General features: G+C 70.6%; 25 protein-coding genes. 9 read left to right on the top strand and 16 right to left on the bottom strand.

Annotated elements, in window-relative coordinates; translation table 11 throughout:
• Positions 1 to 45: 45 nt before the first annotated feature.
• Positions 46 to 1,299 carry a nucleotide disphospho-sugar-binding domain-containing protein gene (locus tag HJC40_RS05025; RefSeq protein ID WP_249998540.1) on the bottom strand — a complete coding sequence of 418 codons (1,254 nt, stop codon included), beginning with the start codon at positions 1,297 to 1,299 and terminating at the stop codon, positions 46 to 48.
• A gap of 251 nt (positions 1,300 to 1,550) precedes the next feature.
• On the opposite strand from HJC40_RS05025, the gene HJC40_RS05020 reads away from it, so the two are divergent.
• Positions 1,551 to 1,874, top strand: coding sequence for a nuclear transport factor 2 family protein (locus tag HJC40_RS05020; RefSeq protein WP_249998539.1), 324 nt, complete (start codon positions 1,551 to 1,553; stop codon positions 1,872 to 1,874).
• 55 nt (positions 1,875 to 1,929) lie between these two features.
• Here HJC40_RS05020 and HJC40_RS05015 read toward each other — a convergent pair whose 3' ends face one another.
• Positions 1,930 to 2,616: an SDR family NAD(P)-dependent oxidoreductase gene (locus HJC40_RS05015; protein ID WP_249998538.1), complete on the bottom strand. Its 687-nt coding sequence runs from the start codon at positions 2,614 to 2,616 to the stop codon at positions 1,930 to 1,932.
• 86 nt (positions 2,617 to 2,702) lie between these two features.
• Between HJC40_RS05015 and HJC40_RS05010 the strand changes: the two genes are divergently transcribed.
• Positions 2,703 to 3,596: a helix-turn-helix transcriptional regulator gene (locus HJC40_RS05010; RefSeq protein WP_249998537.1), complete on the top strand. Its 894-nt coding sequence runs from the start codon at positions 2,703 to 2,705 to the stop codon at positions 3,594 to 3,596.
• 109 nt (positions 3,597 to 3,705) lie between these two features.
• Here HJC40_RS05010 and HJC40_RS05005 read toward each other — a convergent pair whose 3' ends face one another.
• From HJC40_RS05005 to HJC40_RS04990, 4 genes are all read right to left on the bottom strand, one after another.
• Positions 3,706 to 3,987, bottom strand: a complete 282-nt coding sequence (locus HJC40_RS05005; RefSeq protein WP_249998536.1) for a hypothetical protein — start codon at positions 3,985 to 3,987, stop codon at positions 3,706 to 3,708.
• Between the two features lies 1 nt (position 3,988).
• Entirely contained in the window at positions 3,989 to 4,804 is an 816-nt protein-coding gene (locus tag HJC40_RS05000) for a GNAT family N-acetyltransferase (RefSeq protein ID WP_249998535.1), read from the bottom strand.
• Between the two features lie 126 nt (positions 4,805 to 4,930).
• Positions 4,931 to 5,359 carry a nuclear transport factor 2 family protein gene (locus HJC40_RS04995; RefSeq protein WP_249998534.1) on the bottom strand — a complete coding sequence of 143 codons (429 nt, stop codon included), beginning with the start codon at positions 5,357 to 5,359 and terminating at the stop codon, positions 4,931 to 4,933.
• 55 nt (positions 5,360 to 5,414) lie between these two features.
• Positions 5,415 to 6,431 (bottom strand): NADP-dependent oxidoreductase, encoded by a 1,017-nt coding sequence (locus HJC40_RS04990; RefSeq protein ID WP_249998533.1) that lies wholly within the window; start codon positions 6,429 to 6,431, stop codon positions 5,415 to 5,417.
• 122 nt (positions 6,432 to 6,553) lie between these two features.
• Between HJC40_RS04990 and HJC40_RS04985 the strand changes: the two genes are divergently transcribed.
• The 6 genes from HJC40_RS04985 to HJC40_RS04960 all read left to right on the top strand — a co-directional run bounded on the left by HJC40_RS04985 (position 6,554) and on the right by HJC40_RS04960 (position 14,924).
• Complete coding sequence (locus tag HJC40_RS04985; protein WP_249998531.1) at positions 6,554 to 7,126, top strand: TetR/AcrR family transcriptional regulator; 573 nt, start codon at positions 6,554 to 6,556, stop codon at positions 7,124 to 7,126.
• Positions 7,127 to 7,449: 323 nt separating this feature from the next.
• Positions 7,450 to 7,875, top strand: coding sequence for a (2Fe-2S)-binding protein (locus HJC40_RS04980; protein ID WP_374271060.1), 426 nt, complete (start codon positions 7,450 to 7,452; stop codon positions 7,873 to 7,875).
• Positions 7,872 to 8,867: a xanthine dehydrogenase family protein subunit M gene (locus HJC40_RS04975; protein ID WP_249998529.1), complete on the top strand. Its 996-nt coding sequence runs from the start codon at positions 7,872 to 7,874 to the stop codon at positions 8,865 to 8,867. Before HJC40_RS04980 ends, HJC40_RS04975 begins: the two co-directional genes overlap by 4 nt.
• Positions 8,864 to 11,119, top strand: coding sequence for a xanthine dehydrogenase family protein molybdopterin-binding subunit (locus tag HJC40_RS04970; RefSeq protein WP_249998527.1), 2,256 nt, complete (start codon positions 8,864 to 8,866; stop codon positions 11,117 to 11,119). Before HJC40_RS04975 ends, HJC40_RS04970 begins: the two co-directional genes overlap by 4 nt.
• 639 nt (positions 11,120 to 11,758) lie before the next feature.
• Positions 11,759 to 13,327: an alpha/beta hydrolase gene (locus HJC40_RS04965; RefSeq protein ID WP_249998525.1), complete on the top strand. Its 1,569-nt coding sequence runs from the start codon at positions 11,759 to 11,761 to the stop codon at positions 13,325 to 13,327.
• Between the two features lie 139 nt (positions 13,328 to 13,466).
• A complete protein-coding gene (locus HJC40_RS04960) occupies positions 13,467 to 14,924 on the top strand; it encodes a GGDEF domain-containing protein (protein WP_249998523.1) in 1,458 nt (485 codons plus the stop codon).
• Between the two features lie 64 nt (positions 14,925 to 14,988).
• On the opposite strand, the gene HJC40_RS04955 is transcribed toward HJC40_RS04960, so the two are convergent.
• Entirely contained in the window at positions 14,989 to 16,401 is a 1,413-nt protein-coding gene (locus tag HJC40_RS04955) for an MFS transporter (protein ID WP_249998522.1), read from the bottom strand.
• Between the two features lie 101 nt (positions 16,402 to 16,502).
• Between HJC40_RS04955 and HJC40_RS04950 the strand changes: the two genes are divergently transcribed.
• Positions 16,503 to 16,898 carry a MarR family winged helix-turn-helix transcriptional regulator gene (locus tag HJC40_RS04950; RefSeq protein ID WP_249998520.1) on the top strand — a complete coding sequence of 132 codons (396 nt, stop codon included), beginning with the start codon at positions 16,503 to 16,505 and terminating at the stop codon, positions 16,896 to 16,898.
• A 50-nt stretch (positions 16,899 to 16,948) separates the two neighbouring features.
• On the opposite strand, the gene HJC40_RS04945 is transcribed toward HJC40_RS04950, so the two are convergent.
• The 9 genes from HJC40_RS04945 to HJC40_RS04905 form a co-directional block, all read right to left on the bottom strand.
• Positions 16,949 to 17,833, bottom strand: a complete 885-nt coding sequence (locus HJC40_RS04945) for an AfsR/SARP family transcriptional regulator (protein WP_249998518.1) — start codon at positions 17,831 to 17,833, stop codon at positions 16,949 to 16,951.
• Positions 17,764 to 18,066, bottom strand: coding sequence for a winged helix-turn-helix domain-containing protein (locus HJC40_RS04940; protein ID WP_249998517.1), 303 nt, complete (start codon positions 18,064 to 18,066; stop codon positions 17,764 to 17,766). The genes HJC40_RS04945 and HJC40_RS04940 overlap by 70 nt, the downstream gene beginning before the upstream one ends.
• 40 nt (positions 18,067 to 18,106) lie before the next feature.
• Positions 18,107 to 18,745, bottom strand: coding sequence for a DJ-1/PfpI family protein (locus tag HJC40_RS04935; protein ID WP_249998515.1), 639 nt, complete (start codon positions 18,743 to 18,745; stop codon positions 18,107 to 18,109).
• A gap of 50 nt (positions 18,746 to 18,795) precedes the next feature.
• Positions 18,796 to 20,319, bottom strand: coding sequence for an amidohydrolase family protein (locus HJC40_RS04930; protein WP_249998514.1), 1,524 nt, complete (start codon positions 20,317 to 20,319; stop codon positions 18,796 to 18,798).
• Between the two features lie 64 nt (positions 20,320 to 20,383).
• Entirely contained in the window at positions 20,384 to 21,334 is a 951-nt protein-coding gene (locus HJC40_RS04925; protein ID WP_249998513.1) for an alpha/beta hydrolase, read from the bottom strand.
• Positions 21,335 to 21,438: 104 nt separating this feature from the next.
• Positions 21,439 to 22,458, bottom strand: a complete 1,020-nt coding sequence (locus HJC40_RS04920; protein ID WP_249998512.1) for an ABC transporter permease — start codon at positions 22,456 to 22,458, stop codon at positions 21,439 to 21,441.
• Entirely contained in the window at positions 22,455 to 23,222 is a 768-nt protein-coding gene (locus tag HJC40_RS04915) for an ATP-binding cassette domain-containing protein (protein WP_249998510.1), read from the bottom strand. The genes HJC40_RS04920 and HJC40_RS04915 overlap by 4 nt, the downstream gene beginning before the upstream one ends.
• On the bottom strand, positions 23,222 to 24,220 hold the full coding sequence (locus tag HJC40_RS04910) for a substrate-binding domain-containing protein (protein WP_249998509.1): 999 nt from the start codon (positions 24,218 to 24,220) through the stop codon (positions 23,222 to 23,224). The genes HJC40_RS04915 and HJC40_RS04910 overlap by 1 nt, the downstream gene beginning before the upstream one ends.
• 209 nt (positions 24,221 to 24,429) lie before the next feature.
• A complete protein-coding gene (locus tag HJC40_RS04905) occupies positions 24,430 to 26,049 on the bottom strand; it encodes a CdaR family transcriptional regulator (RefSeq protein WP_249998508.1) in 1,620 nt (539 codons plus the stop codon).
• Positions 26,050 to 26,337: the final 288 nt, after the last annotated feature.

Raw genomic sequence — 26,337 nt, 5'->3', positions numbered from 1 at the left:
GTTCGGCGTCCGGCCCGGCCCGGCGACCGGAGGGGCGGGCTCGGTTCAGCCGACAGCCAGGCGTTCGATCTCCTCGATCGGGTCGTGCTGGGCATAGACCTTGGCCAGCCGGGTGACGTTCTCGCGGATGTCCGGACTTCCCAGCACCTCGGTGACGGCCCGGGCGACGGCCTCCGGAGCCGGGTTCCCGGTCCGCAGGTCGACGCCCAGCTGGTGGTGAGCGACGCGGGTCGCGTTGGCCGGCTGGTCCTCGGTGTCGCCACCGACGATCACCGGTACGCCGGCCGCGAGAGCCTGCTGAATGCCGACGATGCCGCCGTCGGTGATCAGGACAGCCGTCCTGGGCAGCAGCGCCTCGAACGGGAGGTGGCTCGCCACCCGGGCGTTGGCCGGCAGCGGGATCGACAGCGATTCCGGGTCCGCGCCACCCAGCGCGGCCACGACCGTGACGTCCCGGTCGGCGAGGCCGAGGAGCGTGGGCTCGACCAGCTGCGAGGTGACCACCACCACCACCGGGCGCGAGCCGTCCAGGTCGGCCCACCAGGCGGGCGCATCCCAGCTTCTCGCCGGCAGCGGGGGCAGGGCGCCGACCAGATGGATGGTGCCGGGCAGATCACCGCGGTGGAATTCGAAGCCGGGCACGGTCAGCGCCGCCACGGCGTCCGGTGCGGTGTACAGGACGTCCGGCCACGCGACCGTGACCGGCTCGGCGGCGCCCAGGTCCAGCAGGAGTTCGCGTAGCCGCTCCCGCGTCGGCGTCGACACCTCGGCGAAGACGGCATTGGCCGCCCGGTTGGCCACCTTCACCGCGTTCTCGTCGCCGGCCAGCGGCACGGGACCGTAGAACGTCGCGTCCTCGCTGGTGATGGCCAGCCCGATCACGCTCACCCCGACCCAGCCCCGCGGTTGGCGCCCGGGCACCCCGTATCTGATCGGCAGAAGACCGAGGAACAGGACGCTGCTGATCAGGTACTGGTCGGGATCCTCTTCGAGCAGCGCCTGCAGGGCTCGATGTTCGTCCGGCATCGGATCGACGAGGGCGCGGATCCAGCCGTGGTTCAGTTCCTCGGCGTCCGGCGGGAGACCGTCCCCGCGTACGGCACTGATCTCCCGGACGTCGTAGTCGGCGTCCCCGCCCAGCGGCGCGAACGCGAGACCGGCGTCTTCCGTCTCGGCCCGGAACGACGGGCCGGACAGCACGGTGATGCGGTGTCCGCGATCGGCCAGCGCCCGGGCCACCTGCAGCAACGGTCCGACCTCGCCGGGGATCGGCGGTGCGGCCACGATGATCTTCGCCACGGGACTCCTGATCTGATCACGGGAAATCAGATGGGACCGTAGCTCGGGGTGGATCGGTGGTTATCCTGGCGAATCGGGTATCGGGTCTCGAATCTGCACTCAACGTCCGCAATCTCGGCGCCTTCGCGGGCAAGTTCGGCGCCGGCGCCTGGACAGCATCGCCCGAGTCCGGCCGAAGCCCGTCGCGGCATGACTGATCGTCATGGCTGAGCGCAGGCCGGCGCCGACGGACCCGGGTTATCTTCGTCGACATGGCCGTGATCTTGCCCGCCCCGGTTCAAGCCTTCTTCGACGCGACGAACGCCGGTGACACCGACGCGTTCCTCGCGGCCTTCGCCGACGACGCGGTCGTCGACGACTGGGGCCGCACGTTCCAGGGCCACGAGGCGATCAAGGGGTGGAGCGACGGCGAGAACATCGGCGTGCACGCCACCTTCGATGTCACCGAGGTGGTGGAGAAGGACGGCTCGTACGTCGTGACCGCGGTGGTCGGCGGCGGCGGTTTCAACGGACCGAGCCACTTCACGTTCCAGGTCGCCGACGGACACGTGACCCGCATGACCATCACCGCCTGACGCCCGCGCAAGGCCTTCAGCGACGGGCGAAATCCGCTGAAGGCCTTTGCCGTGGTCAGAACGCGATGTCGCCCGCGCGGTTGACGAGCCGCCCGGAACGGCTTCCCGGGCCCTCGGTGGCCAGGGCGACGACCGCGTCGGTGCCCTCGGTCACGGTCTGCGGGCCGGAGTGGCCGTTGAACTCCGTGGCGGTGTAGCCGGGGTCGGCCGCGTTGATGCGGATCTCCGGGTAGGCCTTGGCGTACTGGGTCGTCATCATGGTCAGCGCCGCCTTCGACGCCGTGTAAGCGGGCATGATCACGTGCGACTCGGCCCGATCGGGGTCATGTGTCGCCGCGAGCGAACCCATCTCGCTGGTCACGTTGACGATGACCGGGTCGTCCGAACGCTGCAGCAACGGCAGGAAGGCGATAGTCGTCCGCACCACGCCGACCACGTTGACGTCGAGGACCGCCTGGATGCCGGCGACGTCCGGGGGGCCGTAGGGGCCGGCGATGCCGGCGTTGTTGATCAGCACGTCGACCCGGCCCTCGTGCTGCTCGACGTCGGCGGCGGCCGCCGCGACCGACTCGTCGTCGGTGACGTCGATCTGAACGAAGCGGACGCCCAGCTTCTCCGCCGCGACGGTTCCCCGCTCGACGTCCCGAGCGCCCAGCACGACGGTGTGGCCGAGGTCGATCAGGCGGCGGGCGGTCTCGAAGCCGAGGCTCTTGTTGGCCCCGGTGATGAAGGTGATTGTCATGGGCCCATCGTGCGGCCGTCCGGGGCGGCCAACCAGGGAAGAGCTCTACCACCCTCGGCGCCCGGCGGCGAGCAACAATAGGGGGCATGACCTCCGAACTCGGCGCCACCCTGCGCGCCTGGCGTGACCGCCTCTCCCCGGCCGAGGTCGCGTTGCCCACCGGCTACGCGCGCCGGGCGGCCGGTCTGCGCCGGGAGGAGCTGGCCGAACTGGCCGGCATCTCGGTCGACTATCTCGTCCGCCTCGAGCAGGGCCGCTTCACCACCCCGTCCGCGCAGGTGGTCGCCGCGCTGGCCCGGGCCCTGCGGCTCACCGAGGCCGAGCGGGACCACCTGTACCGGCTGGCCGGCATCGCCCCGCCGGCGCACATCTCCGGCCACATCCCGCCCGGTCTGCAGCGGGTGATCGGGCGGCTCGGCGACACCGCCGGGGTCGCCGTCTTCGCGGCGGACTGGCAGCTGCTCCGGTGGAACCGCGGCTGGGCGGCGCTGCTCGGCGACCCGTCCCGGGTGCCGCCCGAGCTGCGCAACTTCGCCCGCGACAGCTTCCCGGTCGACGAGACCGGCCCGCGTCTGTCCCAGTGGCCGGTGACGTCGCTCTCCCGGGAAGCGACCGAGGCGGCCATCGTCTCGGACCTGCGCCGGGCCACCGGCCGTTTCCCGGACGACCGCCGCCTGAGCACCCTGATCCGTGACCTCACCGCGCACAACCGCCGCTTCGCCGACCTGTGGTCGGCCGGCACGGTCGGCGCCCACCGTGAGGACAGCAAGATCGTTCATCACCCCACCGTCGGGCCCGTGGCCGTCGACTGCGACGTCCTGACCGACGGCGACAACGAGTTGAAGGTCGTCCTGCTCACCGCGGCCGCCAACAGCGAGGACGAGACCAACCTCCGACTGGCCCTGCTCTCCGGTTCCTTCGACAACACCACCGATCAGGTCGGCGCCGAAGGCCCCGGAAGCAAAGGCAGGACGTCGTGACGGGGGGCCGGCAGAGGTTGTCCATCGAGCTTCCCGCCAAGTAACCGGAGGCCGGCCCGATCGGGATCGCCCGCCTGTCGCAGATGTCCCGAGCCGGCGTCACCGACGTTCAAGGGGCGGCCGGGTCGGCGCTGTAGTCGGCGATCATCCCGACCAGGGCGATCCGGGCGCCGGTGGTGATCCCGCCCAGGCCGTGGTTCAGGATCTCGCCGCCCGCGCCCTCCACGTCGGCGTCGATACCGTCGGGGGTGGCTTCGTCGAGCCGGTCGCGCCAGTGCGGGTCGTGCCGGTCGGCAGCGGCGGCGAAGCCCAGTTCCTCGACGACGTAACGGCACTTGTCCGGGCCGCCCACGATGCCGGCTGCCCCGACGACAAGTCCTCCCTCGATCACCTCAGGCGTGCCACAGGTAGTTGGTGCGGACATAGAGGCGGCGCAGTCCGGCGCGGAGCAGGTTGTTCAGCGACGGGTTGGACTCGCCGTCCGCGGGCTGACCGGCCTCGGTGACGACCCAGCGGCAGCCGAGTTCGCGCGCGCGAGCGACCCGGCCGGCCACGAGCATCGTCTGCCCGCCACGGTTGCGGTGGCTCGGCAGGATCGATCCGGTGTTCAGCGAAGCGATGTCGCCGTGGACGTAGAGGTTTCCGCCGCCGACGATCGTGTCTCCGTCCCACACAGCGTACGGATGGAACCGCGGGTGATCGACGACCGCCGCGAGCAGACCGAGCAACGGCCCGTGGGGGAAGCCGAAGCCGTCCAGAACCGTGGCCGCCCAGCGCTCCGCATCGTCCTTGGTCACCGGCGCGACACGCAGATCGCTCGATCCGGCCGGGACGACGGTTTCGATCGGGGCCGCGAGTTTGACGATGCCGCCGCCGGCCTCGAGCCCGCGCGTGCGGCAGATCTCGTCCCAGTCGGCCGGCAACGCCTCGGGCGCGATCTGCAGGGTGGCGACCTTGTTGTCCCGGGCCCGATACACATCGAGAACCCGGTCGACGAGCTCACCGGTGACCGGCTCGACGAACCCGAAACCCAGGGCCTTGCTCCAGTAACCGGTGGGGTCGTGCGGTGCGGACAGCACGACCCCGCCACCGGACCGGAGGACCGTGATCCCGAGCGCCTCCCGGTCCTCGGCGGGCGCCCCCGATTCGTACTGGTACATGAACTCGGCCTCGACGGCCTCTGCCTGGGCGGTGGTTATGGGTTGCACAGAGCCATCATCCTCGGCCGGGCCGCCAACTCCGTCGCGCCGGCTGTGGACCTCGTCACCCGAACTGCTCAGGACAGCAATGCAGGGCGGATTCCCCGCATCAATCGACCGTGGGCGTGGTCACCATCATTGTGCGTTGTCCATGTCGAGGAGCAACGTGGCGATACGCCACTCGCCTTCGACGTGGCGGAGGATCCATTCGTAGGCGCCGGTGGTGATGACGCTCGGGCCTCCTCCCGCGTTCGAGGTCAGCATCAGGTAGCCCCGCGCCACCGCGGTGGCCGCGTCACTGCGGCGGACGACCACATCGGTCAGGTTGTGCCGGCGTTGATCGGTCTGGGTCTCGGTCGCCCGGCGCACGAATTCGAGGATCGCCGGGCGACCCGCGACCGGGCCGATTCCCGCCCCGCCGGCGATGGTGAACGTCCAGGTGGCGTCCTCGGTCAGGGACCTCTCCAGACCCACCAGGTCGTGCTGGTCCAGGGCGAAGGCGTAACGAGCCAGCGTGTCCTGCACGGCGAATCGCTGAGCCGGGTCCAGATTCTCGTCGCTCATCGGCGTCTCCAGGTGGTTGTCGTCAGGTCGTACGCGGCCGCGCGGGAGGCCGGGGTCAGGAAGCATCGACCGTGAGGACGATCTTGCCGCGGAGGTGGCCCTCGGCGGCTCGTTCATGAGCCTTGCGCGCCTCGGCGAGCGGGAAGGTGCTGTCGATGGCGACCCGGACCCGTCCCGCACCGAGCAGGTCGGCCAGCTCGGCGAGTTGCCGGCCGCTCGAGCGGACCTGAATGGTGGAGACGGTCACGTCCCGCTTGGTGACTTCCCCGGGATCGAGCTCGGCCGGGAAGACCGGCAACAGCGTGCCGCCAGGCTTCAGAGTACGGAGAAGCCGGTTGCTGCCAGGGCCGCCGACAGTGTCGATGACGACGTCGACGTCGTGGGCGACGTCCTCGGGGCGGGTCGTCGTGTAGTCGATGATCTGGTCGGCGCCGAGCTTCCGGAGAAACGGCTCGTGGGCGCCCGAGGCCACCGCGATGACGCGCGCCCCGCGCCACTTCGCCAGCTGGACCGCAAAGTGGCCGACTCCGCCCGCGGCTCCGTTCACGAGCACCGTCTTTCCGGCGGCGAGGGCGACCGGGAGGTGCGGCTCCTCCTGGAACGGCGACGGATGGTCGTGTCCGACCTCGAGGAGGAACTGCCAGGCGGTGAGCGCGGCCATGGGCGCTCCCGCGGCGTGCACATGGTCGAGCCCGGCCGGCTTGCGAGCGAGGTCCGAGGCGGGCGCGGCGATGTACTCGGCGTAGGCGCCGCCGTGGAAGCTGGGGAACCGCACCATGCCGAACACCTCGTCGCCGACCGCGAACTGGTCCACATCGGCCGCCACGGCTTCGACGACGCCGGACACATCGGTCCCGGGAATCATGGGGAACGCGAACGACGGCGTCGTCTCCCCGGGCATGGTCGTCATGCCGCCCCGCACGTACCAGTCGGGCGGGTTGACGCCCACCGCGTGCACGCGGATCAGCACCTCACCCGGCTTGGGCTCGGGCACCGGGGCGTCCTCGTAGCGCAGCACCTCCGGACCACCGTGCTCGTGCAGCCGGATCGCCTTCATCGTGTTCGTCGGCATGACTTCTCCTCACCTGGTCGATGACGTACGCTAAGCGGGTCGATGCTCCAAATATACGGGTCACTGCTCCGGTTAGCAAGGGCTCCGGTAGCAAGAGCTCCGGAAAGACAAGAGGGGGTGCCATGCGAGCTGACGCCCGCAAGAACTACGACCAGCTGGTCGCCGTCGCCCGCGACGTCGTGACCCAGGAGGGCGCCGACGCCTCGCTGCGCGACATCGCCCGCCGCGCCGGGGTCGGGCTGGGCACGATGTACCGCCACTTCCCCACCCGGGAGACCCTGCTCGAGGCCCTGCTCCGGACGAGCTTCGACGAGCTCACCGACAAGGCGGCCGAGCTGCGGTCGGCCGACTCGGCCAGTGCCGCCCTCGTGTCGTGGCTGGGCGACTTCGTCGCGTGCGCCCACAACTACCGGGGCGTCATCGACTTGATGGTGGCGGCCATCGAAGATCCCGGCTCCGCGCTGCACACCTCGTGCGTCACCATGAAGGCCGCCGGCGCCGAGCTGCTCGCCCGCGCGCAGGCCGAGGGCACGGCCCGCACGGACATCGACGCCACCGACCTGTACGCCCTGGGCGGCGCGCTCGCCTGGGTCGGCGACCAGCCCGCGCTCGCCCCGCGCGTCGATCACCTCTTCGCCATCATCACCGGCGCGATCCTGACCACCCGGCAGTCCCCGGCCGACCTGACGGCCTGACTCCCCACAACCGAGGCTAGGCAGCGCGCGAACGACCACGATTGAACGGGACGGCCAGATGCGGCAAAGACAGGATGTCCACCGTGGCGAAACCGCGCCGAACCGACGGCGTCCTGAGTGGATGACAACGCGAATCTCGGCGGCGAAAAGCGAAGCGGACTCATGTGTTACGCGTCCGAGGGCCCTCCGACCAGCGGCGGAGCAATTCGCGGCGCTATTCGAGCAATCTGAAGGAGCAGGGCGACCGGGGATGAACTTACGTTCACCCGGTGAACTCGATCAAAGTATCCTTTCGCCTCAACAGGAAGACCGTTGACCTGGTAGTGGACTCGCGAGAGTCGCTGCTCGACGTACTCCGGGAACGGCTGGACACGACCGGGGCCAAGAAGGGTTGCGACCAGGGCCAGTGCGGCGCCTGCACCGTCCACATCGACGGTCGCCGGGTCGTTTCCTGTCTCACCCCCGCTGTCCAGGTCGCCGGTCGCGAAGTGACGACGATCGAGGGTGTCGCCGGCCCCGACGGTGAGCTGCATCCTCTGCAACAGGCCTTCATCGACAACGACGCCCTGCAGTGCGGGTACTGCACGCCCGGTCAGATCATGTCCGGGCTGGCCTGCATCAAAGAGGGCCACACGACCGACGACGCGGAGATCCGCGAGTACATGAGCGGCAACCTCTGCCGCTGCGGTTGCTACGTGGGCGTCGTCGCGGCCGTCCGTGAGACCGCCCGAAAGGAAGCCGGCCGATGAAACCGTTCGCATACACCCGGGCCGAATCGGTCGCCGGGGCCATCACGGCGCTGGGGTCCCCGGGAGCGCAGCTCCTGGCCGGCGGCACGACGATGTACGACCTGATGAAACTGCGCATCGAGACGCCCGAGACGCTGGTCGACATCCAGGGCCTCAAGGCCCTCAACTATGTCGACCACAGCCGTCCGGACATGCTCGTCCTCGGGGCCGGCGCGCGGATGTCCGACGTGGCGGACAACGCCTTCGTCAAGAAGAACTTCCCCGCGATCAGCGAGTCGCTGTGGCGGGCCGCGTCGCAGCAGCTGCGCAACATGGCGACGCTCGGCGGCAATCTGTTGCAGCGCACGCGATGCAGCTACTTCCGGGGCGGCGAGCCCTTCCCCTGCAACAAGCGTGAACCCGGCAGCGGGTGCGCCGCGCTCGAAGGCCTCGACCGCGGACACGCGTTGTTCGGGGGCAGCACCTCGTGCATCGCGACCTACCCCGGCGACCTGGCCATCTCGCTGCTGGCCTTCGACGCCGTGATCGAGGTGGCCGGACCCAAGGGCCGGCGCACGGTGCCGCTCGCGCAGCTGCACGTGGAGCCGGGCGACACACCGCAGATCGAGCACGTGCTGAGCGACGACGAGATCATCGTCGAGATCCGGGTCCCGCGCACGCCGTCCGGACGGGGTTCCACCTACCTGAAGATCCGCGACCGGGAGTCGTACGCCTTCGCGCTCGTGTCGGCCGCGACCGGTCTCACGCTGGCGCGCGACGGCAGCGTCGAGGACTGCCGGATCGCCCTCGGCGGCGTCGGCACCCGGCCGATCCGGGCCACGGCGGCCGAGCGTTCCCTGATCGGGAAGAAGGTCACCGCGGCGACCGCACGGGCCGCCGGTGAGATCGCGTTCGCCGGCGCCAAGCCCGGTCACCACAACGCTTTCCGCATCGAGCTCGGCATCCGCGCCGTCGCCGACGCGCTGCAGACCGCTAAGACGAGGGCATCATGAACGTATCCCGAAGGAAATTCCTGGCCGGCACCGCGGCGGTCACCACCGCGGCGACCGCCGCGGTGGTCGCCACCCCGCACGACGGCGACGCCGCATCGGGCCCACCGCCGTCCCGCCGCGTCGACGCCCGCGAAAAGGTCACCGGTGACCTCCGGTACGCCTCGGACCGGCTGCTGCCGGGCACCGCGCACGCCGTGTACGCGGTCGCCACCATCGGCAAGGGACGCCTGCTCGAGGTGAACACGAAGGCGGCCGAGGCCGCTCCGGGTGTTCGCCTGGTGCTGACCCGGGTGGACGTCAAGCCGCCGGGCTTCCTGCAGGGCGGCGGGCACGCTTTCCAGAGCCTGCAGCCGCTGACCTCGGACCGCATCGCCTATCGCGGTCAGCACATCGCCCTGGTCGTCGCCGACAGCCTGCACGCGGCGACCGAGGCGGCGGCGCTGATCACGGCCCGCTACGAGGCCGAGCCGATCGCTGTCGAGATCGACGCGCCCGGGGCCCAGAAGGTGCGGCAGTCCGATGTGCTGCCCACCGCTCACGACGTCGTCGCCGGCAACGCCCCGTCGGCCTTCGCGGCGGCCCCGGTCAAGATCGACCACGAGTACGAGTCGCCGCAGTCGCACCCGGTGCCGATGGAGCTCATCGCCAGTGTCGTGCAGTGGGACGGCGATGACCTGACCATCTACGAGGGCACCCAGAACGCCTCCGCCGTGCAGAACGGCCTCGCCCTCCAGCTGGGTATCTCGCCCGAGCGGATCGAGGTTCTCTCGCCGTCGGTGGGCGGCGCGTTCGGTCAGAAGAACTCGCTGCAGACCCACCTGGCCCCGGTGGCCGTGGCGGCCCGCAGGCTGGGCCGGCCGATCAAGGTGGTTGTCCCGCGTACGCAGACCTTCCACAACGCCAGCTTTCGGCCGGCCTCGCATCACCGCATCCGCCTGGGCGCCGACCGGTCCGGGCGCATGCTGGCCGCCATGCACGATGTCGACCAGCAGACGTCGCGGCACGACTACTTCCCCGCCGTGTACACCGAGCTGACGTCCCGGCTCTACGGCATCACCAACTACGGATCCCAGCAGAACCTCGTCCGGACCGACGTCCAGACGCCAGGCTTCATGCGGGCGCCGTACGAGTCCCCGGGTACCTTCGCCTTCGAGTCGGCCGTGGACGAGCTGTCCTACGCGCTGGGCAAGGACCCGGTGGCCCTGCGACTGGCCAACGACACCGCGGTGGACCCGATCAGCGGTCACCCGTTCTCGTCGCGCTATCTCGCCGACACCCTGCGCCGGGGCTCGCGCAAGTTCGGCTGGTCCGAGCGCAGCGCGGCGCCGGGCTCGATGCGGGGCCGGGACGGCTCGCTCATCGGGTGGGGTGTGGCCGCCGGGGCGTACAAGGCAGCGACCGCACCCGCGACCGCCCGCCTGCGCCTGATCCCCGCCGGCCGCACCTATCACGCCACCATCTGGGTCGACGGGCACGAGATGGGCCAGGGCATCCGCAGCGCGGTCGCCCGGCTCGTCGCCGAGGATCTCCAGTTGCGGCTCGAGCACATCGAGGTCGGGGTCGGCGACACCCGGGGCGTACCGCCGCAGCACCTCACCGCCGGGTCCTGGGGCACCGCGACCGCGCTGCCCGCGGTGTACGCGGCGCTCAAGGAGCTCCGCAAGAAGCTGGGTCTGGGAGCGAAGGGACCGGTCCCGTCGGGCCGGGGCGAGACCATCGTCCTGGCTCGGTCGCGGGCGCCGGGCCAGCCCGAGGCCATCCACGACCGGGCCGCCCAGGGCCTGCCGGCCGGCGCCGGCCCGGAGTACCCGGAGTTCACCGCCTTCAGCTTCGTCTCGCACTTCGTCGAGGTGCGGGTCGAACCGACGACCCGCCGGATCCGCGTGCCGCGCGTCGTCAGCACGGTCGACTGCGGCAAGGTGGCCAGTCCGCGCACCGCCGAAAGCCAGGTCCGCGGCGGTGTCATCTGGGGCATCGGCGCCGCTCTGCGCGAACGCAGCGAGGTCGACGAGCGTTTCGGCGGCTTCGCCAACCCCACGCTGGAGGAGTACGTGGTGCCGGTCAACGCCGACATCGGGCGCATCGACGTCGGCCTCATCGACAAGCCGGACTTCAACCTCAACCCGGTCGGCGTCAAGGGCCTCGGCGAGGTCGTCATGGTGGGCGTAGCGGCCGCGGTCGCCAACGCCGTGTTCCACGCCACCGGCCGCCGGGTCCGCCACCTGCCGATCAGGCTGGAAGACGTGCTCTGACGTCCGAAGCCGAAAGACGACGAGCCGCGGGGAGCCCCAACCCGCGGCTCGTTCTTTCTCCCCATGACCCGGCGACCCCACCGGTCTCAATCTCCCCAACGACTCCGGCAACCGGGTGAGCCTTCTACGCTTGGTCGTGGGCTTCATCGAGCTCGGACCGCCCGGGAACTGCTCGCGGATCGGGCCGCACACAGCCTCGACACATCCCCCTCCACGGCGCGATCGCGGCAGACGAACAGAGGCCGGGGCCTCTCCCCATCGCCCCGGATCGCGGGAGGTTTCCGGACCAGCATCGCGAGCTGGGCCGGCGCACCGACCCGGATCCGTTCTTCGCGTCATGGACGCCGTGGACCTTCAGTTGTTCTGACGGCCGCCGCGAGGTACGGCCTCCGAGATGTAGCTGAGCCGGAGCGCTGCCTCCAGTCGGTCTGCGTCCACCTCAGGGTGCGCCAGCCGAGGTTCGAGCCGGTCCGAACTTTGCCGATTCTGTCGAGCGATTGACTCGGTGGTCGCAACAGGGTGTCTCCTCGAAGGACGTCGGAGGAGACAGGGTCCCGCCGTTTCAGTCTCGTTCTCGGGCTGACGGCCGGTTGATCGACACACCCCGTACCCGACCGCGGCTGGGCAAAGGAGACGCGCATGCAATCACGTCCTCGACTTCCGAACAGCTCCCGACTCCGCAGTACCGTGCTGGCCACGGTCGTCCTGCTCCTGATCACCGGGTGCACGTCCGCGTCCCCTCCACCAGCCTCCGAAGCCGGTGCGGACCTCAGCGCCTACCTCGGGCAGAAGCTGGACTGGACCAAGTGCAAGGACACCGCAAGGAACGCGGCCGACGCCAAGCTGTTCGCGAACCCGGCGCTCGAGTGCGCCTCGGTCGAGGTTCCGCTCGACTACGACGAGCCGCGAGGCGAGAAGGCGCAGATCGCGCTCACGCGCCTCCCCGCCCCGGGCGAGGCCGAGGGCTCGGTGCTGGTCAACCCGGGCGGGCCCGGCGGGTCCGGCACCAGCTTCATCGCGACTCTGCTGGCACTGTGGCAGGCCGGCGCCGTCGGCAAGCGCTTGGACATCGTCGGCTTCGATCCTCGCGGGGTCGGGTCGTCGACCCCGGCTCTCGACTGCTACACCGACAAGGAGTACGACACCGGCGACGCGGTGCGATTCGGCACGGTGTACGAGGTCACGAGCGCCGACGAGGCCGCGAAGCTTGCCAAGCGCTGCGCGGACGGCTCCGGCGGCGTCGCGAACCTGGTGAACGCCGGGTCGGCGACCGTCGTGCGCGACATGGACATCATGCGAGAGGTGCTCGGTGACGACAAGCTGACGTATCTCGGTTACAGCTATGGCTCCGAACTCGGCGCCATGTACGCCGCGGCCCATCCCGACAAGGTCCGCGCGATCGTGCTCGACGGGGCCGTCTCGCCCGACCTGACGGCGAGCGAGTTCCGGCTCTCCCAGTTCGCCGGTCTGCAGGCACGGTTCGACGACCTCGCCGCACTCTGCGCGGCCTCGCCCGACTGCGTTCTCGGTCCCGGCCCCGCGTCCGCGAACGATCGCCTGCACAAGATCGTCCAGCCGTTGGCCGGGAAACCAGCGCCCACCAGCGCCGGCCGGGACGTGAGCGTCTGGGACGTCTATCTCGCCGTCAGCGGCGGACTGTACGCCGAGGCGAACTGGCCGACGATCATCTCCGCCCTGACCGCGCTCGAGGCCGGCGACGCCGACAAGATGCTCGCCCTGCGCGACACCTTCTACGGCCGCACCGCGGACGGCGCCTACAGCCTGGACGCTGACACGAACATCACTGTCCGGTGCATGGACAAGCCCCGTCTGACGCCGGCGGAGACCACTGCGCTCGCGCGCAAGGTGGGCGAGGTCGCGCCGATGTTCGATCTCGACGTCTTCACGGAGGGAAGCCTCCACAGTGAATGTGAGGCGTGGCCCGCGCCGCCTTCCCGCGGAGAGCCCTGGCTCGCCGAGGTCGAAGGCCTTCCCAAGACACTCGTCGTGTCGGTCACCGGCGATCCCGTGACGCCGCACGAGGGCGGCATCGTGATGGCGAAGGCTCTCGACGCAAGCCTGCTCACCGTCGAAGGCAAGCAGCACGGCGCCTACCTCCTCGGCGGCAGCAAGTGCGTCGACGACGTGGTGAGTGAGTATCTCCTCGACCTCAAGACGCCGCCCGCCGACACCCGGTGCAGCCTGTGACCCGCTCGACTCCCGCGAAGCTGAAAAGTTCTCCGGCATCTCAGCGGTAGCGGGGTGGAGCCGCCCGGGACAGCCACCGGGCGGCTCGTTCCTTTTTTCTCCCGCTAACGTCGGCCGCGGATCGGCCGAACAGCGGATCATGGGGCGGCGTACTTCGTGGTGGGCGGCATGGCTCGTCGGCGGAGTTGCCGCGACCGGACTGTATTTCGCCTTCCCGGTCGGTTCGGTGGGGTTGTTCCTGACCTACTCGGCGATCGCGTTCTCGTCCGTGGTGGCCACGCTCATCGGTGTCCGCCGGCATCGTCCCGCGCACCCGTCCGTGTGGTGGGTGCTGGCTCTCAGCCACGCGATCGCCGCCGTCGGCAACACCGTCTACGGCTGGTATCTGCTCCACGACGCCGTCGTCTTCCCCTCCCCCGCGGACGCGCTCTTCTTCCTCTCGTACGTTCCGCTCGCCGGCGCCGTGCTCGCGATGGCCCGGATCCGTACGGGCGGCCGCGACCGCGGCGCCCTGCTCGACTCAGCGATCATCGCCACCGGATTCGGGCTGCTGCTCTGGACGTTTCTCATCCGGCCGGCCGCGACCGCCACGACCGGCGACACGCTGGCCCGGCTGACCAACGCCGCCTATCCGGTCGTCGACCTGCTGGTGCTCGCGTTGCTGGCCAGGCTGACGATCAGCGCGGGGGCTCGTACCGTCAGCTTCCGGATGCTCTGCGCCGCGATGGCGCTGGGCCTGTTCTCCGACCTCTCGTTCGCGATCGCTTCGATGGTCGGCGCGACCGAGGTCGGTTATTTCACGGCCGGCTGGTTACTCAGCTACGTCCTGTACGGGGCGGCCGCGTTGCACCCGTCAGTGGGCTCGCTGACCGAGCCGGCCCAGGTCCGTTCCGCACCGCTGACCCGCCGCCGGCTGGTCCTGCTCACCGCGGTGTCGCTCCTGGCCCCGGCCGTTCTCGCGGTGCAAGGGCTGACCGGACCCGACCACATCGACTGGGCCGGTGTCACGATCGGCTCGGTAGTGTTGTTCCTCCTGGTGCTGAGTCGCATGTCGGGGCTGGTCGACCAGGTGCGGCAGCAGTCCGAGCGGCTCACCCTGCTCGCGCACAGCGACGGGCTCACCGGTGTACCGAACCGGCGAGCCTGGGATCTGCGGCTCGAAGCCATCCTCACCGAGCGCCAGGACCGGGCCGTCCACGTGGCGCTGCTCGACCTCGACCACTTCAAGAGGTTCAACGACACGTACGGGCATCAGGCCGGTGACCGGCTGCTCAAGGAGGCCGCGGCGGCCTGGACGTCCCGCCTGCGCGCGGGCGACCTGCTGGCCCGGTACGGCGGTGAGGAGTTCGGCCTGCTGGTCGTCGGGGCCGGCGACGAGCAGACGCTCGCCCTGGTGAACCGGCTCCGCGAGGCCACCCCGGGCGATCAGACGTTTTCCGCCGGGGTGGCCTGCCGCCGGCCGGGCGAGCAGCCGGCGTCGCTGGTCGCCCGGGCGGACGCGGCTCTGTACGAGGCCAAGCGCACCGGCCGCGACCGGGCGGTGCTGGCCGGCGACCCGCCACCCGATCGCCGGATGCCGGAGCCGGCCGACCACTGAACCGCCCGGCGAGCCACCGGGCCGGCTCGCCGCCCGTCGGGGTGCGCGCCGGCCCGGCGTCCGGTCAGGACCGGCGACCGGCCAGCGAGATCACGTTGAGCAGCAGCCCGGCGATCGCCACACCGGTGACCAGCCCGACCCCGGGGCGGAAGCCGCTGAAGTCGCCCGCCGCGAGGCCCGAGGCGACCAGGGCCGACACGACCGCGAGGATCAGCGCGGTGCCGATCTGCCCGCTGGACTGCACCAGACCGGAGGCGAGGCCCTGCTCGTCGTCGTGGACCCCGTCGGTCGCCTGGGCCATGATGGCGCTGAAGCCGAACCCGAAACCGCCACCGAGCAGCAGCATCGTGGGCAGGATGGTGGCCGGGTAGCGGGGGTCGCTGCCCGCGGTGACGAGGATCCACACGTAGCCGAGGCTCAACGAGACCATCGCCACGGTGATCAGGCGGGCGGTGCCGTAGCGGTCGATCAGCCGGCCGACCAGCGGGGAGCCGAACGCGACGACCAGACCGGCGGGCAGCAGGGCGAGCGCCATCTTCAGCGGCGACCAGTGCAGGACGTCCTGCAGGTAGAGGGTCATCATGAACTGGAAGCTGACGTACGACCCGAGCAGGGCGACCATGCTGAGGTTGGCCCGGACGATCGAGCCGACGCGCAGGATGCCCAGCCGGACGAGCGGGTGCCGTACCCGGTTCTCGATGAGCACGAAGGCGGTCAGCAGCGCCGCGGCGAGCACGAACTGCGCGATGCTCAGCGGCGCCAGCCAGCCGCGGGCGGGTGCGGTCACCACGGCGTACACCGTCAGCAGGGTCCCGGCCGTGAGCGTCACGGCGCCGCCCAGGTCGTGGCCGCCACCGGCGGCGGGCTTGTCCCGGGCGATCAGGAACAGGCCGCCGATCAGCGCGGCGAGGGCCAGCGGCACCGGGACCAGGAAGTTCCAGCGCCAGCCGAGGCTGGTGAGCACCCCACCGAGGATCAGCCCGGACGAGTAACCGCTGGCGCCGAACACCGTGAAGATGGACAGCGCCCGGTTGCGGGCCGGCCCCTCGGGGAACGTCGTGGTCAGGATCGACAGCGCGGTCGGGGCGGTGAACGCCGCGGCCAGGCCCTTGATGAAGCGGGTGGCGATCAGCAGGCCGCCGTCGTCGACCAGGCCGCCGACCAGCGACGCGACGGTGAAGACGCCGAGGGCGATGAGGAAGACCCGGCGGCGGCCGAGCAGGTCGGCGGTGCGGCCGCCGAGCAGCAGGAGGCCGCCGTAGCCGAGCACGTAGCCGTTGACCACCCATTGCAGCGAGGTGGTGGACAGGCCCAGCTCGGAGCCGATGGACGGCAGGGCCACACCGACCATGGAGACGTCGAGGCCGTCCAGGAAGAGGACGGCGCAGAGGACCGCGAGAACTCCCCAGAGCCGGCCGTTCCAGGTCTGGACGGCCGGCGTCGGTGAGGCGGCGGGGAGGGTTTCGGAGATGGTCACGGCCGGAACAGTAGATGCACGCGCATTCAATGCACAAGCATCAAGTTCGTTCGCAACTAATGCACGTGCATCCAATCAGTTTTCCGGCTAGGATGCCCGGCATGGAGACCGACCTCGCGCTGACAGATCAGTGGCGCGCGTTGTTGTCCAGCTACAACGTGATCGCCGCCCATCTCGAGCGCGCTCTCCAGGACGGACACGAGCTGACGCTCAGTGACTACGAGACTCTCGACCGTCTGACGAGCCGCGAGTGTGACAAGCGGCGCATGCAGGATCTGGCCTCGGAGATGTATCTGAGCCAGAGCGCCCTCTCCCGTACGGTCGCGCGCCTCGAAAGGGCCGGCCTGGTGCAGCGCACGCTCTGCCAGGACGACCGGCGCGGAGTTTTCGTCCAGCTCACCAGCCCCGGGCGACGCCGGCACGACGAGGCCAGGATGACCCACCTGGCCGTCCTGGCCGAGCACCTGCCCGCCCATGACGACACCGGCAGCGACTGAAGGTCCGGCGAACTCATCGCCCGGGAAATCCGCCGCTGTGGATCAGGAGCTCAGGCCGGTCCGGCCGGGGCAGCTGCGAACAGCTCGGAGCGTTCGCGGGTGCGGTAGCCACCCAGCCGTACCCACCTGGCCTCGGGCAGCGCGTCCAGGCGTCCGGCCGCCGTGACCAGCAGGGCCGCCTCCGGAACCACCCCGCGCACCATGCTCACCAGCGCGGTGTCGTCGGCATTGTCGACGACCAGCAGCAACCGGCGGCCCTCGGCCAGGGCGCCGAACGCCGCGACCCGGCCGGCGAGCGTCGCCGGAACGTCCGGGCCGGCGCCGAGCAGCCGCAACCACTCCCGCAGCACCCGGTCGAGCCCACCGGCCCCACCGGCGTCGCCGTACAGCTGACCGTCGGGGAACGCGGTGATCAGGCTCTGCGCCGTACGCACCGCCAGATACGTACGACCGGAGCCGACCGACCCGGTGATCCCGCCGACCTTCGAGCCGCTCGAGCACAACAGAGCGGACATCAGCACGCCCAGCTCCGCCTCCCGGCCGCTGAAGTCGAGCGGATCGGCCGGCAGCGAACTGACCGGCGCCGGACAGGACGGCACGGCGACGCTCAAACCGGGGTCGGCCCGCAGGATGCGTCGGTGCATCTCCTGCAGCGCCGGGCCGGGCTCCACACCGAGTTCGTCCCGCAGCAGGCGGCGGCCCTGCCGGAAGACCTCCAAGGCCTCGGCCTGCCGGCCACAGCGATACAACGCGAGCATGGACAGGACCCGGGGCGTCTCCCGGAACGGGTGGGCCTCGACGAAACGACCGAGCTCCGCGAGATCGTCGGCGGTGGGATCGGCGCCGTCCAGCCGCGCCGTGAGCCTCATCTCGCTGGCGATGGTGCGCTGGTCGACGAGGCGGATGCGCTGCGCCTGAGCCCATCGGCCGGGCACGCCGGCCAGCGGCGCAGCCGGGAGAGGTACGTCCGGACGGTGCTCAGCGCGGCCCGGGGCGGGTCGTCGTGCCAGAGCACCCGGATCAGCTCCTCCACCGGCAGCTGACGTCCCTGGACCAGCATCAGCGCGGCCAGCAGGGCCTGCTGCTGGGGCGAGCCGGCCGGGACCTCCCGGGAGTCACGCCACAGGCGCACCGGACCGTAAGCGCTGAACCGCAGTTCGACTGTCATGGATTCCCCCCGGAATCTGGACGTGACCGCGACGGCGGCGTCAGGACGGAAACCGCGACGACAGTTTTCTCATTGTGCGCTCGACGACCGCCGTCGGCGCGGTGCTGGGAGAGCCCGCGTCGTACGGCGGCTCCGGCGCGTACTCGATGATGAGCTGCACGGTCTGCGCCTCCTCGTCGCCGGCGATCTTGCCGGCCAGGGTCAGGGCCATGTCGATGCCGGCCGAGACACCCGCGGCGGTCGCGTAGTGGCCGTCGATGACCACCCGTTCCTTGACCGGCTTGGAGCCGAGCTCGGCGAGCTGTTCGAGCGCGTGCCAGTGCGTCGTCGCCCGGCGCCCGGTGAGCAGGCCGGCGCCGGCCAGGATCAGGGAACCGGTGCACGCCGCCGTCGTCCAGGCGGCCGTCCGGTCGACCGCCCGCAGCCATTCGTGCAGCTTTCCGTCGGCCATCTGCCCGGTCTGGCCGGGGCCCCCACCGATGAGGACCACGTCCGGCTCGGGCACGTCGTCGAGGGTCGCGTCGACGTTGATGGACAGGCTCTTGAGGTCGTTGAGAACCAGGCTCGGCTTCTCGGCGACGAAGACGACCTCGGTGTCCGGCAGGCGGCCCAGCACTTCGTAGGGCCCGATGACGTCCATGGACGTGAATCCGGGGTAGAGAACGATGGCGACCTGCATGGCGGTGCTCCTTCAGGTGTCACAGTGGTGGGACCGGCGCCCGGACGAGCTCACCGTCGCCCTCGTACGGGGCGGCCCGGGAAGGCGTGCTGCTGCAACCGGCCGTCACTGACGACCGGTTCGCCATTGACGATCACGTGGGCGAAGCCCGTCGAGGGACGGACGGAATGCTGGTACGTCGCGGTGTCGGTGACCCGCTCGGCGTCGAACACCACGACGTCGGCGTCGCAACCGGGCTGGATCCGGCCCTTACGCCGCATCGCCGGGGCCACGCCGGCCACGATGCGCGCCGGTTCCAGACTGCACTTGGCGATCGTCTCGGCCAGCGACAGGAGACCGGTCTCCCGCACCGCCATCCGCAGCGTGCGGCCATAGGTGCCGGCGCCGCGGGGATGGGTCCGGACGAACGCCGGAGGTGGCCACTGGAGAGGGTCGTACTCCCGGCCGTCCTCGACGACGAAGGGCACGGCGTCGGAGGCGATGACCGCCTGGGGAAAGGCGAACATCTGGGCGAGGCGAGCCACCGGCCGGTCGTCGGCGAACATGGTGATGAAGGCCAGGCCCGACGGGTCGGTAGCGCGCAGTTCGAGCAACCGGTCGACGGAGGCGACTGTCTCTCCGGTACGGGCGTAGACGACATCCTGCGGCGTTCCCGTCGCGCCCAGGATGTGCAGCCGGTCGGGACGGAAGTAGTCGGACCCGATCGAGCTCATCCCCGATCCGTACGGGTAGACCTCGCTGGTCACCCGGGCCCCCTCGGCCCGAACGGCTTCGACCAGCGACTGCACCCTGTCCAGATGCCGCGTCGACGTGGAATTGACGTGGCAGTAGTGCATGTGGACGCCGGTCTCGGCGGCCACCCGGGTCAGTTCGCCGGCGCCGTCGACGACCACCCCCGGGTCCTGCTCGACCAGCGGCCGGGCGTGCGTGAAGACCGGCACCCCGGCCTCCGCGGCCAGCCTCGCCACCTCGACGAACTCGGCCGGGTCGATCTCCGGCGCATACCCGAGCAGGACGCCGATCCCCAGGGCCCCGTCGGCCAGCTCACCCCGCAGCATGTCGAGCAGCACGGCGGTCCGGGCCGGCGAGGCGGCGGCTCGCCAGCCCGGCGAGCCGAGACCGTCGAGCGGGCCGTTCGTGCCTCCGAAGAGCGGCACGCCGCCGATCACGTGCATCCGCAGGGCCGACCAGGAGGCCGAGTAGCCGTAGTTGATGGGTCGTCCCTCCTCGGCCGCCCGGGTGTACGCGACCGACACCGGAGCGACGCCCGCCTCCAGCTCGAGAGCGGTGGTCACGCCGTCGAGCGCCTGCAGGCGGCACTCGCCGACGGCTTGCCCGTGGCTGTGCAGATCGATGAACCCGGGCGCGACCACGAGCCCGCGGGCGTCGATCCGCCGTCGTCCGGTCAGCCGCGACTGCGAGACGGCGGCGATCCGATCCGCGACGATGCCGACGTCACGGACGCCGTCGAGCCCGGTCTCGGGGTCGATCACCCGGCCCCCGGCGATGACGAGGTCGTACGTGACGGGGTCGACGAGGTCGCTCGCGCGGTCGGCGCTGGGGTGCCCGGCCATGACAGAAGGTCTCCTGACGACTGATGCCGACTCGCGTCCGCCGGACGCCATCTGACCGGGGTGGTCAGCTCCCGACGGCCACCCGGCCGACCAGGTCGTTGACGCTGCCGGTGAGCTCGCTGAAGGCCCGGTCGGCCGACGCGACCCGCGGCGCGAAGTCGATCCAGCCGTGCACGAGGCCGGGGTCGAGCTGCACCACCACCGGAACACCGTCGGCCCGCAGCCGCCGGGCGTAGTCCTCGTTCGAGGACCGCAACAGATCGTGACCGGCGACGACCACCACGGCGGGCGGCAGACCGGCCAGCGAGGTGGCCCGCCCCGGCAGGGCGTACGGCGAAGCGAGCGCCGCTGGCGTGCCGGCGTACTCCCGGAAATAGAACCGGAGGTCGTCGAGGCTGACCCGGGACGTGTCGCGGAAGGCCAGCATGCTGGGGGCCTCCAGGTCGTCGTCGATCCCGGGATACACCAGCACCTGACCGTCGATGCGGGGGCCGTCCTCGTCGCGGGCCCGCAACGCGACACAGGCGGCCAGGGTTCCGCCGGCGCTGTCCCCGGCGACCAGCAACGGCAGGTCCGGCCGGAGCGCAGCGGCCCACACGGTGGCGTCGTAGGCGTCGTCGAACGGGGCCGGGAAGGGGTGCTCGGGCAGCATCCGGTAGTCCACCGACACCACGACGGCTCCGGTGTCCCGGCTGAGCCGCCGCGTGACCAGGTCGTGGGTGTCGATGTCGCCGCTGTTCCACGCGCCGCCGTGCAGATAGACCAGCACCGAGGTCGGGGTCTCGGGGCTGTAGAGGCGCACGGGTATGTCTCCCCCGCCACCGGGCACCACAGCGTCCCGGACGTCGTACACCGCAACGGGTTCGGCATCGCGGACGAAGAGCGCGATCGCGTCGCGCATCCCCTGCCGGAGCTGATCGGCGGTCAGCTCCGCGGCGGGTACGGGGACGGCGCCCGGCGACACGAGCTCGTCGAGCAGCTCGACGACGTCGGGATCGATCGGAGTCTCGTTCATGCTTTTCCTCAGGGGTCGGAAGGGAGAGTTCCCGTGCGCTGCCAGGTATCGGCCGGCCTGGGCGTTCCTGCGTGTCCCGGCGGCCCGGCACCCGTCGTCCCCGGTCATCTCTTGCGATAGATCCGGGAGCGGCGCAGATGGTCGACCGCCACCGCGCAGACCAGGATCGCGCCGATCACGATGCTGTTGTACTGCGGCGGGATGCTGGTGAGGACCAGGGCGTTGTCGATGAGCGACAGCAGGACGGCGCCGACCGCGATGCCTTGGATGGTGCCCATGCCGCCCATCAGGCTGACCCCGCCGATGAGCACCGCGGTGATGGCGTTCAACGTCGTCGACGTACCGCCGGCGGTGACCTGCCCGGCGCCGACCCGGGCGGAGTAGATGATGCCGGCCAGGGCGGCCGTGGCCGCGGCGATCACGTACAGCGCCACGTCGAGCCGGACCACCCGCAGCCCGTTTCCCACCGCCGCCTGGCGGTTGCCGCCGAGAGCGCGGACATTGACCCCGAACCGGGTGCGCTCGAGCAGGAACCAGAACAGCAGGCCGACGGCGATGGCGATGAGCACGTCGTTGGACACACCGGCCACGTTGCCCTGGCCGATGCGCTGGAAGCTCTCCGGGAGCGGCAGGATGTCGGCGCCGCCGGTCACCAGGTTGTCGATGCCCGTGAGCATGTAGAACGTGCCCAGGGTGGCGATGATCGGGGGCACGTGCAGATAGGTGACCACCACGAAGTTGACCACCCCGATCACACAGCAGACCGCCAGCCCGGCCAGGATGGCCAGCGGCCAGGCGGCTCCTTCGACGAGCAGCTTGCAGGTCGACAGGGCGCCCAGGGTGAACACGGCGCCGGCCGAGAAGTCCATGCCGCCGCCGATGATGAGCAACCCGGCGCCGCAGGCCATCACGAAGTAGATGACGCTGCTGCGAAAGATCTCGGTCACGTTGTCCGGCGACAGGAACAGGCTCGAGCGGGACGCGGCGAAGGCCCCGATCACCAGCATGACGAGGATCAGCGTCGTCTCCTGCCGGACCAGGATCTTCGTCAGCACACTGTCCCGCTTGCTCTCCGGGCCCCGGCCCGGGTCCGGAACGGTCTTCGATGCCGCGGTCATGGTCATGACGCCACCTCGTGGTCGGGGGTCGGATCGGCCGGAACGGCGCCGGTGATCATGCCGACGACCTGCTCCCGGCCGGTGTCGGTGACCGCCCGGGTGCCGACGGTCCGGCCGAGCCGCAGGACCGTCACGCGGTCGGCGTGCGAGAAGACGAAGTCCAAGTCGTGGCTGACGATGATGACGGCTTTCCCGGACGCGCGGAGCCGGTCGATGATGTCGCCGACCTGGGCGGTCTCCTGCACCCCAAGAGCGGCGGTCGGCTCGTCGAGAAGCATGATCGGTCGGTCCGTCCGGACGGCGCGGGCGACCGCGACGACCTGTCGCTGGCCGCCGGACAGCAGTCCGACCGGAGTGCGGACGTTGCCCACCCGTACCTTGAGGTCCCGCAGCACCTCGGCGGCCTCGCGCTCCATCCGGCGGCGGTCGAGCACGATGCCGAACTTGCGCGGCAGGTTGCCGAGCGCCATGTTGTGCGCGATGTCGAGGCATTCGACCAGCGCGAGGTCCTGGTAGACGACGGCGATGCCGTGCTTGCGGGCTGTGGCGGCCGAGTTGACGTGCGCCAGTTCCTCGCCGTTGACCAGCACTTCGCCGTCGTCGGGCCGGTGGATACCAGCGATGATCTTGATCGTGGTGGATTTGCCGGCGCCGTTGTCTCCGACGATCGCGTGCACCTCACCGGCGTACGCGTCGAGGTTGACATTGCTCAGAGCCGATACCGAGCCGAAGTACTTGCTGACTCCCCGGAGCCGCAGAGCGGGCGCCATCAGACCCACCCCTCGTCGAGGTATTTCTGCATCCTGTCCTGGCCGACGACCTCGATGCCGACCGGGATGGGTGGCGTCGCCCGGCCCTCCTGCTTGGCGACGACGCGGTCGACCATGTCCTTGCCGAGGAGGCACACGTTCTGCATCAGCATCAGATTCCCGCTGCCCGACTTCAGGGCTTCGGTGCCGCCGTTGTCGTGACCGACGGCGAGCAGGAAAGCCTTGCCCTGCAACCCCCGGGCCTTGATGGCGGAGACCGCGCCCGGGGTCGTCGTGCCCATGTGCGTGAGGATCTGGGTGATGTCCGGGTGTGCGGTGAGAAGCCCGGTCACCTGCGGCAGCGCCTTCGCCGCGTCGTCCCCGGTGTACACCTCGCCCGCGATGGAGACGTTGCCGGTCTTGGCGACCGCGGCCTTGACGCCGTCCAGCCACGACTTGCCGAGTCCGGTGCCGGCCGCCGCGACGAGCCCGATGACGTGCTCACCGGGCAGCGCGGACACCGCCTCCACCAGTTGTGAGCCGATCACCCCGAAGTCCGGGGCCGCGTTGATGTCGGCGCCGCTGTCGGCGCCGCCCGGACCGTAGAACGTGCCGGTCACCACGCCCGAGGCCTGAGCCTGCTTGAGGACCTGGTTGAAGCCCTCACCGGCCGGGAAGGTGATGACCGCGTCCTTCTTGGTGGCCGTGGCCTGCTGCACCTGCTGGATCATGGCGCCCGCGTTGAGTCCCTGCCCGGTCGGACCGCTCATCGTGAAGTCGGCGCCGTTCTTCTCGGCCTCCTCCTTCATGCAGTCACCGATGAGCCGCCAGGTCGGATAGCTGGGCAACGGGTTGACGAACTGGATCGTCATGGCCGACGCGTCCCCGGACGCTCCCGCAGCGCCGGGCGTCGCTTCGTCGCTGACACAGCCGGCCACGCCGCCGAGGAGCACCGCGGACACCGCCAGAGCCGCGGGGAGGCGAACGCGGCCGGGCCGGGCGGCATTGATATTTATCATCCGGTGATTCCTCCTGGAGGTGAGGTGCGGCCCGCTCCGGAAACGCTCTGACCAGGGCGCTTAGCTGGAAGTAGTATCTCGTGTACTGATCTCGGAGGTGCTGGCCGATCGGCCGAAAAGCACCGGTGCTGTTTGGGTGGTTGACACAACGTCGCGGTGACAGCCGCCGATCGAGCCCGGTCCGCCCGCGCGGCAGCCGGCTTGCCGGGTCAGCTCTCGAGACGGAACTGCAGCATCAGTTCGAACCGCTTCTCGGAGTCGTTCAGATCGATCCCGGTGAGGTCGGCGATGCGCTTGAGCCGGTATCGCAGCGTGTTCTTGTGGACGAGCATCTGCTCCGACGTGGCGGCGATGTCGCCGAAGTTGTCGAGCCAGCAGCGAAGCGTCGGCACCAGGGTCGCCTCGTGCGACACGTCGTAGTCCCGCAGCACCTCCACCGGGCCGCGATGGCCGAGCGCGTCGCCGGCGATGAGATCGGAGAGACGCAGCAGGAGCGTCCGGGCGTACACGTCCTCGCGCGTAGCCACCCGGAGCTGGGTCGTCCCGCTGCTTTTCGCGGAACGGAGGACGCGAAGCACGAGGTCCGCGTCATCACGGGACCGGTGCAGGTTGGCCAGGTGGTCGACCGGGGCGCCGATCCCGATGACCAGGCGCTGCCAGTCGCGGCCGAGCCGCTGCACGAAGCCGGTGGCGAGCCGCCGGATTGCCGACAGGTCGACGGTCTCGCCGGCGAACGTGGGCACGACACCGTAGACGGTGTCCCCGAGCAGAGCGCAGACGGTGTCCGGCAACTCCGCGCGTACCAGCATCATCAGGGAACTGGCGATGGTGTCCAGACCGGCCGAGGTCCAGGCCGGCGACGGCTCGGCCCCGTCGTAGGGCAGGCCCGCGGCGACGACGTAGCCGCCGGTCACCGTCCGCGGGGAGCGCAGCCTCCGGGCCGCCTGAGCCGCCGGTGGCCCGCCCTCGAGCAGGGTCGCGACCGTCGCCAGACGAGCGCGGTGCACAGCGTCGGCGCCGACCCGGGAACGCAACATCGCGATGGCCGCGGTGTTGGCCGCCGCGACCATCGCCTCCTCGTGCACCGCTGACAGCGGCTCGTCGGTGATGACCCAGATGGAGCCGAGGAGCTCGTCACCGGCCGACACCCGGAACGCGACCCGCGGCTGCAGGTCGGGCACGAACTGTTCGACGAACAGCGGCCGGGCGGACGTGTAGACCTTGCGCATGATGCCGAGCTTCTCGAGCGGTGTCTGATAGGTCATCGGCACCTGCTGACCGAGCACGCTGGCTTTGCGGGGCTCGTCCGCGCGCTCCTGGTCCTTCGAGAAGGCGAGGATCCGCGAGTGGAGATCCTCGATCGTCACGGGCGCGTCGAGCAATGCCGACAGGCTGTTGGCCACCTTGAACAGGTCGAGCTCGGCGTCGGCCGTGCCGACCGCCGTCCAGCTGTCGTCCTCGCCGCTCAGGCGTGGTTGGAGCAGCGCCGCCAGATGCAACCACGACGCTCCCCCGACGAGGCTCAGCACGCAGATCGACGCGGCGGCGGCCCGGGCCTGGACCGCGTCGTCCACCTCGGCCGGGGCGCGGACGACCAGAGCGGTGGCGCCCGCGTCGCTGAGCCGGTCGAGCAGCCCGGCGACACCGGCGGACCCCTGAACGCCGACCCCGAGGACCAGCGCCCGGCTGGGGATCGGCGCGTCGTCGACCGGGTCGATGATGGTGACGTGCTCGAAGAGCTGACCGGGGCCGGCCGGGCCGGCCTCGTGCTGCAGCAGCGTGCTGCCCAGCCGCTCGAGCACGGCGTCGACGGAGTCTTCTTTGGACATCGGCCACCCCCGGGGCCGGTGTCGCACCGTGAGCGGAAAGGCTGCGGCGTGAGCACCCGGCGTCGTACGTCGTTGGGATGCTACGGCAGCAAAGTGTTAGCCGTTGGTCCCAAAGAAGTCACGACTGTTTCGGACGTCCGGCCAACTCTTCGCCCGGCGGACGGCGCTTAATCTTCTCCCACGGCCGGCCGGACGCATCGGTCACGCAGCCGGCGGACGGCGCCCGAGAGCGCCCGGCCACAGAGACGATCAGCAACCCGGACACGACCCTTCGGGGCCGGACCGTTT

Source organism: Actinoplanes sp. M2I2 (genome assembly GCF_023544445.1).
Lineage (GTDB): Bacteria > Actinomycetota > Actinomycetes > Mycobacteriales > Micromonosporaceae > Actinoplanes.
The sequence above is the reverse complement of the archived record's forward strand: the minus strand, read 5'-3'. Positions and strand labels throughout refer to the sequence as shown.